At 66.8% G+C, this 14675-nt stretch carries 13 protein-coding genes; 3 read left to right on the top strand and 10 right to left on the bottom strand.

The features are described from left to right. Positions 1-22 precede the first annotated feature (22 nt). The 3 genes from Rhe02_RS43720 to Rhe02_RS43710 are packed head-to-tail and all read right to left on the bottom strand — an operon-like array spanning position 23 to position 3773. Positions 23-1060, bottom strand: coding sequence for an ABC transporter permease (locus Rhe02_RS43720; protein ID WP_239124437.1), 1038 nt, complete (start codon positions 1058-1060; stop codon positions 23-25). Beyond that, positions 1057-2586 (bottom strand): sugar ABC transporter ATP-binding protein, encoded by a 1530-nt coding sequence (locus Rhe02_RS43715; RefSeq protein WP_203914439.1) that lies wholly within the window; start codon positions 2584-2586, stop codon positions 1057-1059. The genes Rhe02_RS43720 and Rhe02_RS43715 overlap by 4 nt, the downstream gene beginning before the upstream one ends. Then, on the bottom strand, positions 2583-3773 hold the full coding sequence (locus tag Rhe02_RS43710; protein WP_203914438.1) for an ROK family protein: 1191 nt from the start codon (positions 3771-3773) through the stop codon (positions 2583-2585). Before Rhe02_RS43710 ends, Rhe02_RS43715 begins: the two co-directional genes overlap by 4 nt. A gap of 151 nt (positions 3774-3924) precedes the next feature. On the opposite strand from Rhe02_RS43710, the gene Rhe02_RS43705 reads away from it, so the two are divergent. Beyond that, positions 3925-4392 (top strand): GNAT family N-acetyltransferase, encoded by a 468-nt coding sequence (locus Rhe02_RS43705; RefSeq protein ID WP_203914437.1) that lies wholly within the window; start codon positions 3925-3927, stop codon positions 4390-4392. An 11-nt stretch (positions 4393-4403) separates the two neighbouring features. Then, positions 4404-4757, top strand: coding sequence for a VOC family protein (locus Rhe02_RS43700; protein ID WP_203914436.1), 354 nt, complete (start codon positions 4404-4406; stop codon positions 4755-4757). A gap of 10 nt (positions 4758-4767) precedes the next feature. On the opposite strand, the gene Rhe02_RS43695 is transcribed toward Rhe02_RS43700, so the two are convergent. From Rhe02_RS43695 to Rhe02_RS43675, 5 genes are all read right to left on the bottom strand, one after another. Then, positions 4768-5979 (bottom strand): hypothetical protein, encoded by a 1212-nt coding sequence (locus Rhe02_RS43695; RefSeq protein ID WP_203914435.1) that lies wholly within the window; start codon positions 5977-5979, stop codon positions 4768-4770. A 2-nt stretch (positions 5980-5981) separates the two neighbouring features. Further along, on the bottom strand, positions 5982-6581 hold the full coding sequence (locus tag Rhe02_RS43690) for a SigE family RNA polymerase sigma factor (RefSeq protein WP_373320789.1): 600 nt from the start codon (positions 6579-6581) through the stop codon (positions 5982-5984). 32 nt (positions 6582-6613) lie between these two features. Continuing rightward, positions 6614-7762, bottom strand: coding sequence for a carboxylate-amine ligase (locus tag Rhe02_RS43685; protein ID WP_239124436.1), 1149 nt, complete (start codon positions 7760-7762; stop codon positions 6614-6616). Between the two features lie 99 nt (positions 7763-7861). Beyond that, entirely contained in the window at positions 7862-8335 is a 474-nt protein-coding gene (locus tag Rhe02_RS43680; RefSeq protein WP_203914434.1) for an NUDIX hydrolase, read from the bottom strand. Next, positions 8265-9656, bottom strand: a complete 1392-nt coding sequence (locus tag Rhe02_RS43675) for an MFS transporter (RefSeq protein ID WP_203914433.1) — start codon at positions 9654-9656, stop codon at positions 8265-8267. The genes Rhe02_RS43680 and Rhe02_RS43675 overlap by 71 nt, the downstream gene beginning before the upstream one ends. A 68-nt stretch (positions 9657-9724) precedes the next feature. Here Rhe02_RS43675 and Rhe02_RS43670 point away from each other — a divergent pair, with 68 nt between their 5' ends. Then, positions 9725-11023: a citrate synthase gene (locus Rhe02_RS43670; protein ID WP_203914432.1), complete on the top strand. Its 1299-nt coding sequence runs from the start codon at positions 9725-9727 to the stop codon at positions 11021-11023. Here Rhe02_RS43670 and Rhe02_RS43665 read toward each other — a convergent pair. Further along, on the bottom strand, positions 11008-11562 hold the full coding sequence (locus tag Rhe02_RS43665; protein WP_203914431.1) for a snapalysin family zinc-dependent metalloprotease: 555 nt from the start codon (positions 11560-11562) through the stop codon (positions 11008-11010). The genes Rhe02_RS43670 and Rhe02_RS43665 overlap by 16 nt on opposite strands. Before the next feature lie 109 nt (positions 11563-11671). Then, positions 11672-14675, bottom strand: a 3004-nt coding sequence (locus Rhe02_RS43660; RefSeq protein ID WP_203914430.1) for a CARDB domain-containing protein, incomplete at its 5' end; no start/stop codon positions are given.

The raw sequence follows: 14675 nt of genomic DNA, 5'->3' as shown, positions 1-14675 counted from the left end.
CAGGGGTGGATGTCTGTTGCGGTTAGGTGCGGATGAGCATTTGTTTGACTGACTTGAACTTCAACTGCTGGATCAGGACGGCCAGCACGATGATGCCGCCCTTGACCATGTTCTGCGCCTCTGTGGGCGTGTTGGTGATGGCAAACAGATTGGTGATGGTCGCGAAGATGACCACACCGATCATCGAGCCGACGATCGTGCCGCGGCCACCGGTGAGCAACGTGCCCCCGATGATCGCTGCCGCGATGGCGTCCAGTTCATAGAGCTCGGCCGCGGCCGCCTGCGATGAGGTGGCCAGCGAGGTGAGCATGATGGCGGCTATGCCGCAGCACAGACCGGAGAGCGCGTACAGAAGCATGGTGTGCCGGCGCACGTTGATGCCGGCGAGCCTTGCCGCTTCGGCGTTTCCTCCGATCGCCACGGTGCGCCTGCCGAAGGTGGTGCGATTCAGCAAGACCCAGCCCAGGGCGGCGACTGCCACCAAAATGAGCGCCAGCATCGGAATGCCGAACGGGCGCGTGCTGGCGATGCTGTTGATGAACTGATCGGTGGAGACCTGGGTCTGCTTGCCCGAGATCCGTGCGGCCAGACCGCGTGCGGCGACAAGCATGGCCAGGGTGGCGATGAACGGAACCAGACGCCCGTAGGCGATCAGCACCCCGTTCACCAGACCGGCTCCGACACCCACCGCGACCGCGGTGAAAATCATTCCTGCGGAGCCGAAGCTTTGCGTGGCAACGGTGGTGCACCATACCCCGGCGAGCGCGATCAGCGCCCCCACCGACAGGTCGATGCCGCCTCCGATGATGATGAACGTCATGCCCACGGTGACCACGCCGATGGCGCTGGCCTGCTGCAGGATGACCATCATGTTGTCGAAAACCCACTTGGGGTCGCCATAGAGTTCGGGCCGGATCACGGCGCCGATGATGAACAGCAGTATCAGGACGCCGATCAGCGCGAGGTTGCGCCGCCACGGCTCTTTGGCTTCGTCGCGCCAGAAACTCACCCGCGGCGTGGCGGCCGGCTGCTGGGTCTGAGGGGTTGTTGTCGTGGTCACGCTGCTTCTTCTCCCGCGGTCTCCAGCGATCCCGCCATCACGAGATCAAGCACGTCCTCTTCGGTAAGTTCACCGGCCGCCGTATGCCGGATGACGCGCCCTTCGCGCATCACCAGCACCCGGTCGGCCAGCCCGAGCACCTCGGGCACCTCGCTGGAGACCAGCAGGACGCCCACGCCCTGCTCGGTCAGACCGCGAATCACTTGGTAGAGCTCGGCCCGCGCGCCGACATCGACGCCGCGCGTGGGCTCGTCGAGGATGAGGAGCTTGGTGCCGCCCAGCAACCACCTTCCGACCACAACCTTCTGCTGGTTTCCGCCCGACAGCGTGCCGGCGCTGCGGCGCACGTCGAGTGGCTTGAGGTCGAGCTGTTTGGCCGCGCCCAGGGCAGCGGCCTGTTCCTTTTCCGTCGAGGTGAACCCGGCACTGGCCAGATCGGCGAAGGTGGACAGGGTCATGTTGCGGTACACCGGCTCGCCGAGCATCAGCGCCTGCGACTTGCGCTCCTCCGGGGCCAGCCCGAGGCCGGCCTTCACCGAAGCGCCCACGCTGCCCGGCCGTAGCTGGGTGCCGTTCATCGTCACCGTGCCGCTGTCGGCGCGCCGCGCCCCGAAGATGGTCTCCAGCAGCTCGGACCGGCCCGATCCGACCAGCCCGGCGATGCCGACGATCTCTCCACTGTGGACGGACAGCGACACGTCGTGGAACTCGCCGGACCTGTTGAGCCCCTTGACTTCCAGCAGCTTGTCGCCGGGCTGCGCGTCGCCGCGCGGCGGAAAGACGTACTCGATGGTGCGCCCGGTCATCCGGCTCACCAGATCGCGGGTCGGGGTGGTACGGGCCGGCAGGTTGACCGCGGAGGTGCGGCCGTCCTTGAGCACGGTCACCCGGTCACCGATCTCCCGGATCTCCTCCAGGCGATGCGAGATGTACACGACGGCGATGCCCTGCGCGGTGAGCTCGCGGATGATGCGGAACAGGTTCTCCACCTCGTCGTGCGCCAGCACCGCGCTCGGCTCGTCCATGATGATGAGCTTCGCCTGGTGCGACAGTGCCCTGGCCATGCTGACCAGCTGCTTGCCGGCCGAGGAAAGGACGCGCACCAGACGGGTCGGCACCACCTCGGCGTGGCCCAGCTGAGCCAGGATCCCGGAGGTGTTGCGGGCCATCAGCGACCGGTTGACGAAACCGAGGCTGCGCGGCTCGTGGCCCAGATAGACGTTTTCGGCCACCGACATGTCCTCGACGAGGTCGAGCTCCTGGTAGATGGTGGCGATGCCGGCCTTCATCGCGGCCTGCGGGTTGGCGAAGGCGACCTCCTCGCCCAGCCATTGCACCGTTCCCGAATCCGGCTTGTGCACACCGGAGAGCACCTTGATCAGAGTGGACTTGCCGGCCCCGTTCTGCCCGAGCAGGCAGTGCACCTCACCGGCGCGCACCTCCAGCTCGACGCCGCCCAGCGCCACCACACCGGGAAAGGTCTTCACCACATCGGTCAATCGAAGGATCACATTTTCGTTCGTCATAGCGCCTGCTCGAATGCGATTTCGCTGGCAAGGACGGCCGCTCCGGCCACCCCGGCCCGGGGACCGAGCTCGGAGAGGACCACCGGCAGGTTTCCGGTGGCGAGCGGCAGCGAGCGCCGGTAGACGACGCTGCGGATCTCGGCGAGGAGGATGTGGCCCAGCTGGGCCAGACCGCCCCCGATCACGATCATCGAGGGGTTGACGAAGCTCACCAGCCCGGCGAGCACGCCGCCCACCCGCCTTCCGCCTTCACGGATCATCTGGATGCAGACCACGTCGCCTTCCATCGCGCCGAGCGCGACGTCGCGGGCGGTGACCGTACCATTGGCGGCGAGCCTTTCCTCCAAAGAGGACGATCGCCCGCTCTTGGCGGCTTCGAGTGCTTGTGTGCCAAGCACTGCGCCACTGAACAGCGCCTCCAGACAGCCGATGTTGCCGCAGGAGCAGACCGGCCCCTGCGAGTCGACCTGGATGTGCCCGATGTCGCCGGCGCACCCGTCGGAACCCCGGTAGACCTCGCCGGCCAGATGGATGCCGCAGCCCACCCCGGTGCCTATCTTCACGAAGAGAAAGTCGTCGACCGAGTGCGCCACGCCCCCGTGACGTTCGCCGATGGCCATGATGTTCACGTCGTTGTCGACCACCGCGGGGCAGCCGTGCTCGCGGCTGAGGAACTCGCGCACGGGGAAGCGGTCCCAGCCGGGCATGATCGGCGGGGAGACGGGAACCCCGTCGCGGAAGCTGACCGGGCCGGGAACCCCGATGCCGACCGCGTCGAGCCGGTCGTAGGCGCCCTCCACCTTGGCCTTGCCCAGCAGCTCGTTGACCCGGTGCAGGATCGCCTTGGGTCCGATGCGGATGTCCGACGGCTCGCTGTAGGCGGCCACGGTCTCCATCCGGGCATCGACCACCTCAACGTCGATCGAGGTGGCCCCCAGGTCGACGCCGGCGAAACGCAGCCGCGGATTCAGCTCGACCAGGGTGGACCGGCGCCCGCCCCGGGACTCGGCCGGGCCGGCTTCAGCAATGATGTCGGCCGCCACCAGACGATCGAGCTCAGCGCTCAGCCGTGTGCGCGGGGTTTCCAGCCGGTCGCCAAGCTCTGCCCGCGACAGGGGACCTTCGTCGCGAAGCAACCGCAACAGGCGTACCTGCAACGGATCGGCCAGCTCATGCGCCAAGCTCATCGAGCGGTCACCCTCCAAAATGGATCACGGACAGCCGTGTTGTGTGTCACAGAGGTTACGAGCTTTGGTCGCGCATGTCTATAACTTTTGCTGATTCAAACTAAAGTTCTGACGATCTCTACTTAACTTCCTCTGGTAGGTTCTGCAGACCATGATCGTTACCAGCCGCCTTGAGCTGCACCCCTTCACGATCCCGCTCGCCGCCGCAATTGCCGCCGCCGATGGCACCGGCCAGCAATGGGCCACCGGGTTTCCCCGTGAGGACGACCAGGACGCAGCGCGGATGTTTCTGCGGGCACCGTCGGCCGAGTTCGGCTCCTATGAAATAAAGACCAGCGAGACCGGACAGACGGTCGGCACCATCGGCTTCTTCGGCCCACCCGAGGAGAACGGCACCGTGATGCTGGGCTACGGCCTCGTCGAGCAGGCCCGCGGCTTCGGCTACGCCACCGAGGCGCTGCGGGCACTGGTCACCTATGCACTGGCCCGCCCCGAGGTGGCCCGCCTCGTGGCCGACCCCGACCTGGACAACTTCGCCTCGCACGGGGTGCTGGAAAAGTGCGGGTTCACCCGGACCGGCCAGACGGAAACCGCCGCTTTGTATACCCTGACCCGCTAGGAGGTTCGAAAATGGCCCTGGACTGGGAACAAATCGTCGTCGGCAGCAAGGACCCCGAAGCGCTCGGGCGATGGTGGCTGCAGGCGCTGGAATGGGTCGTGGTGAACGACAGCCCCGACGAGTTCGAAATCCAGCCCGCCCCCGGCCGCACCCCGGGCCTTCTCTTCGTCGCGGTGCCCGATCCGAAGGCCGCGAAGAACCGCTTGCACATCGATCTGCGTCCAGACGACCAGGCAGCCGAGGTGGAGCGGCTGCTCGCCCTGGGCGCGTCCAAAGTGGACATCGGCCAGGGCGAGAGTCACTGGGTCGTGCTCGCCGATCCGGAGGGCAACGAGTTCTGCGTGCTCTCCAGCCGGCGCGGCTAGCAGCCGCCGGCTAGCCGAATTGAATCTCCGGCGAGATACCGGCGAGATTCCCCGAGCCTTCATTGTCATCAGGTTTGCTGTCAGCCAGCAGGTCCCCGTTGGTCATCGCCGAGAAGGCGAAGATTTGCACGCCGACCTCGTTCACGTTGGCCTGGGTCGTGGTGACGGACAGGTCGAGCTCGAGATTCTCGCCGGGCCGCAAGGTCTCAAAGTGCCTTGCCGGCGAGCGCGGGAGCCATCGCTCGGCCGCCCATCCGGGGCCGGCGACCTCGGCATGGCGAAGGCTCAGCAGCAGGATCACGTCCTCGACCGCAACCGGGCCGGTGTTGGAAACCCTCACCATGACCGTCCCGGTGCGCACCCCGGCGGTGGGCTTGCCGAAGACCAGCTTCGACACCGTGACCTGGAGGTTGACCTTGTCGCTGTGGAAGGAACGCGATCCCAGGACCTGCTCGAAGCGCTGACCTGTCCAACCGTAGCCGCGCACCTGGTGCTGCATGGAGGAGTAAGGGACGTCGCAGCAAATGCGGCCGCTGCGCACATTCACCTGCACCGTGCCGTCGGACATTCCGGTGAAGTCGTAGAACTGCTGGATCTCGGCATCGGTTTTGACGACAGCCCCGACGGTCTGGATCGTGCTACCCGCCCGGCGCAGCGCGATGAGCTGTTGCGGGCCGGTCTCGCCCTGGCTGCACTCCAGATGGACGATCGTTTCCCATTGGCCGTTGCCATCAATGTCCGCATAGGACACACCACCGATGATTAGCTGCCGGTTGTTCTCAGAAAGCACCATGCCGCCACTGCCATTGATGAAGGCGATCGAGCCGGAACCGCACGGTACATAGCCTTCGTTTTCCACGAACGCCGGCACGTCGAAGGTGGCGCTGCGCAGCTCGTCGCGGCTGATGCCGCCGGCCGGAACGGGTTCGGTGGCGACCGGGGTGGCCGGCGGCCTGGGCGTGGGTGACGCGCTGACCGTTGGCCCCGGCGAGCCTGGAGTGACGGGCGGGCCGGTCGGTCGCGACATGAGCGCATAAGCGGCGACCGGCATGGCGAACAAAAGCGCGACCCCCGCGGCGATCAGCGTGCTGCGGACTTTGCGAAGCCGCCTGACCGCGATCGTGGCAGCCGCGACGCCGGCGGCGCGGATCTGCGGTGCGGTGTCGTCCTCGTACTCGGCGAAAAGGGTGCGCAGCGGGTCGCTGTCGTGGAACTCGGACATGATCAGACCTCCTTGATGGCTAGTCGGCTGTTGAGGGCGGCGCGGCCGCGCGATAGCCACGATTTGACAGTGCCTTCGGCGACGCCCTCCTGCTCGGCGATCTGCGCGACCGACAGGTCAGCGATGTAGTGCAGGATCACGGCCCGGCGATGGTCATTGGGAATGGTGGCCAGCGCACGGATCAAAGCGACTCGCTCCGGGCCTGGGCCCGCAACGGTTTCCTGTCTCTGGCGCAACGCGTAGGCGCGCACCATCCGGCGGCGTCGCCATTGGCTGGTTGCCAGATTCCATGCGACCCGGCGCACCCACGCGGCCGGATCTTCGTAGTTCTGGATCTTCTTCCATTTGTCCAGCGCCCGGACAAAGGCCTCCTGCACCACGTCCTGCGCCTGTTCCAGGTCGCCGAAGTAGGCGTTCAGCTGCAGCGTGAGACTCCTGAAATGCCTTGCATAGAGTTCGGCGAACTCCGGCGGGCCTGCGCCCACGTCGTTCTCGGACACCTGTTCCTCCCCCATCGATGGCTTGTCGGGCACAACACGAATAGGGCCGACAGGTGGTTGCACCGAAAAAATATCGCCCTGGCCGGTGTCCAAGGCGGACATCGGCCAGGGCGGGCCTTACCGGGTGGGTGCCGTCAGCAGCCGGTGCGGGTCTCCTTGAGCACCGCGGCCACCACACCCTCGAAACCGCTTCCCTGGGTGAGCATGCGGCGCTGGCGTTCGGCGGAGGTGCCGCGGCGCAGGACCGCTTCCACGCCCTGCCGGGCGAACTCCAGATCTCCGTTCTCCTCCAGGGCGTCATGCACGTGCGCGATGAGCCTTCGCAGCAGCTCGGGTGCCTTGACCGGTTGTCCCGCAACGGGATCGACGAGCTGGCCGGTCAGGCCCGATCGGGCTGCCTTCCAGGTCGCGGCGCGCAGGATCTCGTCGTGCGCCACCATCGGCGGATCACCGCGCAGCTCCGCGTTGGCGGCGGTCACCACGAGCGCCCTCGCCAGCGCGGCGACCAGCACCACATCCTCGACGAGTGGGCAGGCGTCGGCTATCCGGATTTCCAAGGTGGGGTACCGGTGCGACGGCCGGACATCGTAATAGATCATCCCCGGGTCGCTGATCACACCGGCGTCGATGAGGTTCTGAATGCGGCGCTGGTAATCGCTGTAGCCGGTGAAAGCGGGTGGTGGGCCACCGGTGGGCCAGCGGGCCGTGACGATGTTGCGATACGACGCGTAGCCGGTATCGGTGAGCTGGAAGTAGGGCGAGCCCGCGGTCAGCGCGAGCATCGCGGGCAGCCAGCCGCGCAACCGCGCCACGCTGCGCACGGCAAGCTCCTGATCGGGTACGCCGACCTGCACCTGACACGCGCAGACCTGCTGCTCGACCGCGAGTTGCCGGTATTCCTGGGAGATCCGGCGATAGCGCGCGTCGGGGAAGACCGCCCCGCGCTGGCCGCCGGAGTCGGGGACTGTCCCGGCCGCGACGACCCCCAGCCCGGCCCTGTCCGCGGCTTCGATGATGGTGCGGCGCGACTCCATCACGGCAGTGCGCACCTCGTCCATGTCGTTACAGATCGGGGTGGACGTTTCGATCATCGAGCGCTGAAATTCCTGCTGCGCCAAGCCCACCAGGGCCGACTCGGGATAGACGTTGGCCAGAAGCCGCTCGGCCCCCGAGGCCAATCGCCCTGTTTCGGGGTTGACGAGGTGAAACTCCTCCTCTACCCCAATCGTGGCGCCTACGCGCCCGCTGGCTACGGCGCTCGCACCCATTACCGCTTCCTTCATCACGACCGCCTTTTACCCGGTACACCGATAAAGCATGCCGGAAATCCGGATTTGCGGTCACGCACAAGGGCGATTCCGCATAAGCTGGGCAGACGGGCCCTAGACGAGTTTATCCGGATCGGTGACGGTGGTCAGCTCCCTGTAGAGCCCTGAGCCGAGGAAGTTAGGAAGTACGAATCCTGACGCCGGGGTAAACGATCGGCCGCTGAGGACCTCCGCCCCAGGGACGAATTCAAGGACGTATCCGCCGAAACGGGATAGTGCTCCCGGCACGGGATCAAACGGAAGATCCGCGGTGGTGGCCTTGGTCGAGGCCGCGAACAGGCGGACCTCGGCCCTGGGACTGGTCAGGCGTCCCCACCAGGCCGAGCGCAGGGGCGAGTCGACGGACAGGCTGGTCTGCTCGCGCACCAGGCGAACAGCAGCGGTTTCGGCGCTCTCGTCGCGCTCCGCGCCCCCGCCGGGCAGGCTCCACCGGTTGGCCCGCACGGTCGACACCTGGTCACGGGAGCGCAGCAGCACCTCGCCGCGACGATTCACCAGTGCCACCAGGACGATCCGGTCGAGCTCCATCCTTGGAGCGTAGCGTTGCCGCGCCACCAACATGATCGGTCAGAGGGAGATCCTTCAGCCCGCGCAGATCTGATCGCCACAGCACCACTGCGGAAAGCCACGATCCGAGCGCTGCCAGTAACAGCGTCGGGCGCAGGCCTATCCCTGTTCCCAGCAGGCCGCCCAGAATCGCGCCGGGTGGCCGTCCACTTCGGATGATCCATCGGACCGTCGCGTTCATCCGGCCCTGCAAAGCTGCCGGGCAGATCGCCTGCCGGTAACTGATCTGCAACACATGGAAGATCACCATTCCGAAAGAAGGCACGAACACGCCGGCCGCCACCAGCCACACCCCGTGGCCGGGCCAGGCCGCCGGAATAAGCAGGGCCGGAGCGCCGCAGGCCAGCGGAGCAAGCCAGAGCAGCCGCGCCGTGCCGAGGCGGCGCGACAGCGGGGCCGCCAGCGCCGCGCCCACTGTCCCGCCCACCGCGCCGCAGGCCGACACCAGCCCGACCACCGCAGGCGAGGCATCGAGCTGGCGCAGGAGATAGAGGACCAGCAGCGCCGCCGCCATCCCGTCGCAGAGCCCGTAGACCGAGCTGAATGCCACTATCCGGCGCAGCAGCGGGTTGGCCCAGACAAAGGCGACTCCTTCCGAGATCTCGCCGGCCATCGCCCGCCCGAGCCGGGCCCGCACCGTGCGCCTGGCTGGCAGGGCAATCCCTTCCGAGATCTCGCCGACCATCGCCCGCCTCGGCCGAGCCCGCTCGATCGGCGGGGTGCGCATGGCCAGCAGGGTGAGGATGCTGACCACGAACGTGCCCGCGTCGAGCAGCAGCACCCGCACCGCGCTGCCCAGCGCCGACACCATCGCTCCTGCCACGGCCGGCCCGGCCACCTGGCCCAGCCCGTTGGTCATGGCGATTTTGCTATGGGCGCCAACGAGTTGCTCCCTGCGCATCACCGCCGGAACCAGGCTCCAGTAGCCGATTTCGAAGACCACGGTCAGCACACTCACCAGCGCCGCAGCTGCCCACACGTGGACAATCGCCAGACGGCCGACGGCCGCCAGCGCCGGGATCGCAAGCACGACAAGCAGCCTGCCGATGTCGCAACAAACCATAAGAAGCCTTTTCGCGGGTACCCGGTCCACGATCGCCCCCGCCGGCAACGACACCACCATCCAGCCGAGCGTCCCCAGCGCGGTGAGCACACCCACCTCGAAGGTCGAGGCTCGCAGCGTCACCGCCGCTACGAGAGGCAGCGCCAGACCGGTGAGAGCCGAGCCGAGATCGTTGACCGCCTGGCCCAGCCAGAGCAGCCTGAAGTTGCGTTGCCACAAGGTGATTCCTCCAGTCGTGCGGAGCAATCTCTCCCGGCGTGTTCATGGTTGTCAATGTTGACGAATCAATGTCAAACTCGGCCGTGCTGTGGACAACAGAGCAGGCCGCACGCAGACTCGGCGTCAAACCGGCGACCGTCTATGCCTATGTGAGCCGTGGCCTGCTTCACAGCACCCGAGACCCCTCCGGCCGGGGCAGCCTCTTTCGAGCCGACGAGGTCGAGCGCCTCGCCCAGCGCCGCGCCCCCAAGCGAGCCGCCAAGAATCCCGGCCCCCTGATCGGCACAGCCCTCACCCAAGCCGCCGACGGCCGCCTGCGCTACCGCGGCCGAGATGTCGCCACCCTCGCCCGCACCCAGACCTTCGAGTCCGTGGCAACTCTGCTGTGGACAGGAAAACCCCATGCCCCCCAACCCTTCTCCTGCCCCACCGCACCCCTGGCCGCAGCCCGCGCCGCCCTGGCCACCCTTCCCCCCACCACCACCCTCCTCCACCTCCTCCGCCTCACCACCGCGGTCCTAGCCACCACCCACCCGACCGACCCCCTCCCCACCCCCACTCCCGCCGCCGCGCCTTCCACCGCCACCACCGCGCCTTCCACCGCCTCGCCTTCCGCTGCCACCGATGCCAAATCCGTTGCGGCCATTGGCCGCGCCCTCCTGGCCGCCCTCGTCGACGCCCTCCCCGCCGCCCAGCCACCGCCCGACGCGCCAATGCCGCACCACGCGGGTGGGTTGGCGGGCAGGTTGTGGGGGAAGCTGACTGGGCGGGCGGCGGAGCCGGGATTGGTCAAGGCGCTTGATGCGGCGCTGATTTTGCTGGCCGACCACGACTTGGCCGCGTCGACCTTTGCGGCGCGGGTGGCGGCTTCGACGCATGCCAGCCCCTATGCCGTGGTGCTGGCCGGGCTCAGCGCGTTTGAGGGGCCACTGCACGGCGCTTCGGCCGGGCGGGCGTATGCGCTGTTGCGGGACGCGATCGACTCGGGTGACGCGGTGGGGGTGTTCACCGAGCGGCTTGCGGCCCATGGGCACGTCGACGGCTTTGCCGAGAAGCCGGGCTCGGTTTATCCCGACGGCGACCCGCGGGCGGCGATCTTGTTGTCCATTGTGGACGCTTGCCCGGTACCCGCAAAAGTGAAAGAGGCAATCAACGATCTTCGCCGGGCAGCCGGCTATCGCTCGACCCGCGTGCCGTCGATCGAATTCGCGCTGGCGGCGCTCATGCACTCGGCTGGGATGAGGCCGGACGCGGGCGAGGCCATATTCGCCATCGCCCGCGTGGCGGGCTGGTTAGCTCACGCCATCGAGGAATACGAGGCGCCTCAGCTCAGGTATCGCTACCAGGGGACCTACACCGGCTCGTAGTGCCAGGCGGCGGGGACGAAGACCGCGCTGGCGAAGTTGCGCTGCACCTGCGCCCGCTCAGCGGAGTTCGGCAACGCGTTGGTGCAAGAGATCGCGGCGCTGCTGCCGGACATGAGGTCCGCGCACAGGCCGGTACGGCGGTCGGGCAGACCGAGGATGTGCCCGAGCTCGTGGGTGGAGATGCGGGGCGGGTAGTAGCCCTGATTGACTGCCTGGCGGCCCATCCAGATGGTGCCGTTGCCCAGCGAGGTGACCTGCGCGCGGGGCCAGTTGTTGTCGACCAGAACCCGGATGTTGCGGGTGTGGCCGCTGGTCCAGCGCTCAAGCCTGACGTTGGTGACGCTGGCGTTCCAGTTGGCGGCGCCCTGGTGGACGACGTTCACGAATTCGCCCGCGCCGCTGGCGTCGTAGTAGAGGATGCGGACCGCGGCGGTGGAGGGGGCTGCGCTGGCGGCGGTCGCCCCGAGCAGCTGTGCGGAGAGGGTGATGGTGGCTGCGGCCACCGCGGCGATAGCGCCGCGGAAGAGGTGACGTCTCATGACCACACGATCGCTGATCAGACGTTAAATTTCAATCTATAGATGTTTAGGATTTAATGGCCGCCGGGAGGTGAGAAGTGCCTCCCGGCGGCCAGACCGCCAACCCCGGTTACGGGTTGATGGTCAGAGTGAACGTTGTCGTGGTGTTCTTGATGTTCTGGAAGTTGTTGCTGAACACCAGGTTGTTGAAGGTCGCCGAGCCGATCGCCGGGCCTTGGCCCGCCTCGGGCAGCTCGTTGACCCAGATGCCGAAGCCGGACTTGGCGTCGAAGGCGTCACCGCTTCGCTGCGCTCCCGAGATCCTCGTGTTGGTGAAGACCGTGTCGGTCACCGGGGTCTGCTCCGGGTACTTGGTCTGGAACATGATGCCCGAGTAGGTCGGATCGACGATGTCGATGTCGCTGAAGCGCAAAGCCCGGAAGCTGTGCGTGGCAGCGAAGCACCATATCGCGCCGAAGGTTTGCGCACCCCAGAAGTGACCACCCGCCCGGACGAGCGAGATGTTCTGGAAGTTGGTTATCCCCGGCCCGAACCCTACGAAGGGATAACCGAAGTTCAGCGAACTCACGGTCAGGCCCGAGTAGGTCAGCATGTCCGCGATGTAGAGGTTGCGGAAGGTGTTGTTGAACCCGCCGTAGACGGCTATACCCGCCGCACGCCAGGTCAGCGTCGCCGAAAGGTTTTCGAAGACGTTGCCGTTGTTGCCGACCGAACCGCCGCCGTCGGTGGCGGAGAACAACGCGAACGCGTCGTCACCGTTGCCCCGGCCCTCGTTGTTGGAGATCAGCGAGTTGGTGGTGTCGTTGGTGAAGTTCACCCCGTCGGCGAACGTGTTGCGGAAACGGTTGTTGGTGATGGTGATGTTGTTGTTGTGCACACCCCAGTAGGCGCAGACGGTGTGCTCCACCCAGGTCCGGTTGATGACGAGGTTCTGGTTGCCGTTCAGCTCGCCCCAGACCTTGCCCGGCCCGTCTATACGTTCCGTGTAGTTGCCGAAGAACGCGAAGTCCTCGAACCTGGAGCCGTTGCCCGACGTGGGCACATCGAAGCCCGCGTTGGTGTTCGACTGGTCCTGCGGCGTCTGGAACCGGGTGTACCACATACCAGCGCCGATGACGTTGGTCGCCTTGCCGTAAACCGTGAACTTGCTGGACGTGGTGTAGGTGCCGGCGGGCAGGTAGACGCCGAGGGAGTTGGCGTCCTGGCGAGCCGCGTCGAGCGCGTTCTGCACGTCCTGGTGGGTGAAGCCGGCCGGAACCTTGTACCGGGCCGGGTCCGGGTTGGCCCGCGGAGCGACCAGCTCGAGGTTCACGAAGTCGACCGTGGCCACGCTCTGGCCCGAGTCGCGTTGCAGCCTGATGGTGCTTCCGGCCGGGATCGTCGAGTTCAACATGACGTTGGCCTCGTCGTAGATGTGCCGCGGGCCGCCGGATCCGGGCGAGTTGCTCGGGCCGGCTTCCGCTCCGTAGAGCCATGCGTACCTGGAGTTCAGGCTGATGGTCTTGTGCAGCGTGCCGTTGACGTAGATGCTCAGCGCCGACGTCGTTCCGCCGCCGCCCGCTGCGTCCGGAATGGAGAACCGGGTCACCAGGGTGTTGGTCGCGGCACGGGTGGTCCACTGGACGTAGGAGCCGGTGGCGCCGAGCGTGACCGCGCGACGTCCCGAAGCCTCACCGGCCGGGTCGCCGATCGTCCGGTTTGGACCGATCACCGATGCGCCACCGCCGGGTGTGCCGTCCTCGGCCTCGTACATGTCATAGGGCATGTTCGCGCCGCGGCCGACAAACAGAGAGGTGTCGCTGGTGTTGTTGGCGCGCTTGATGGCCACCTCGTTGGCGTCGTCGGCGAGCACCACCCGGACTGTGTACCGGCCGTTGGCGGCCGTCCACGAGCCGACGTTCACCGCACTGCTGGTGGCTCCGGCGTTGATGGTGCCGCTGAACGACCCGGTCAGCGTCGAGATGACCGTGCCCGCTTCGTTGCGCACCGTCAGCGTGATGCCGTGCGCGCCCGCCGCGGTGGCGATGTTGCCCTGGTTGCGGATGGACACCGAGAAGGCCACCGATTGCCCGGCGGTCGGGGTGCCCGGGCTCCAGCTCACCACGGGAACGATGTCCGAGCTCTGCACCTGACCGACGACGAGCGGGGTCGGGTGGACGTAGGTGTTGTTGGTCTCGTTCTGCTCTATAACGCTATTGGCCTCGTCGACCTTCGAGCTGAGCTGATAGGAACCCGCATTGCGGGCGCCTATGTTGACCGAGACGTTGGCGGTGGCCCCCGCCGCGAGTGCGGCCACGGCGGCGGTGCCGACGTTAGTGGTACCCAGATAGAAATTAACGTTAGTAGCGGCTGACCCGAGCGTCCCTCCATTGCGGACGGTCGAGGTCAGGGTGATCGCATCGGTCTCGATGGGCGAGGCCGGGGTGAACGACATGCCGGTGATGGACAGATCCGGGTTGGGCGCGGGCGTGCCGAAGATCTGGAACTCGGCCACCTGTCCACCCGGGGCGCCGGTGTTGGAGTTGATGACGAGCCGGACGTCGGCCACCGTGGCGCTGAACGGGATTTCCACGGTGTTGGCGGTGGCCGGGTTGAACGTGTAGTTCGCGGCCGACACCAGGTTGTTAAACGTTCCAGAGCTCTGCTCGCGGCCGAGCACCTGGATGTTCTGCGTGCGGGTGCCCCACGCCGAGCTCGGGTCAAGCTTGAGCACGACCCGGTTGATGCTCGCGTTGGACCCCAGCGCGATGGTCAGCTGGTTCGGGAAGGCACCCGAATTCGCCTCCCAGTACGTGGTGACGCTGTCGTCGTTGGCGTTCGTGGGCACAAACGTGAAGACGGAACCCGATGCGGTGATGGGCTTGCCCACCGCGAGGTTGCTGCCTCCCCCGCCGCCGGAACCGGTGCGGGTAACGGTGTTGCTGTTGCCCGAGATGTTCCCGGCCGCGTCCTTGGCCCGCACGAAGTAGCTCACGGTCAAGGTGTCCGGCTGGTTGTCGGTGTAGGTCAGCACGTTGCCGACGCTGGCGCGCAGGGCGCCGTTGGCGTAGATGTCGTAACCGGTGACGCCCACGTTGTCGGTGGAAGCGTTCCACGTCAAGCGAATCTGGCCG

Origin of the sequence: Rhizocola hellebori (genome assembly GCF_016862955.1) — a bacterium.
Lineage (GTDB): Bacteria > Actinomycetota > Actinomycetes > Mycobacteriales > Micromonosporaceae > Rhizocola > Rhizocola hellebori.
This window is presented reverse-complemented; position numbering and strand designations above follow the sequence as displayed.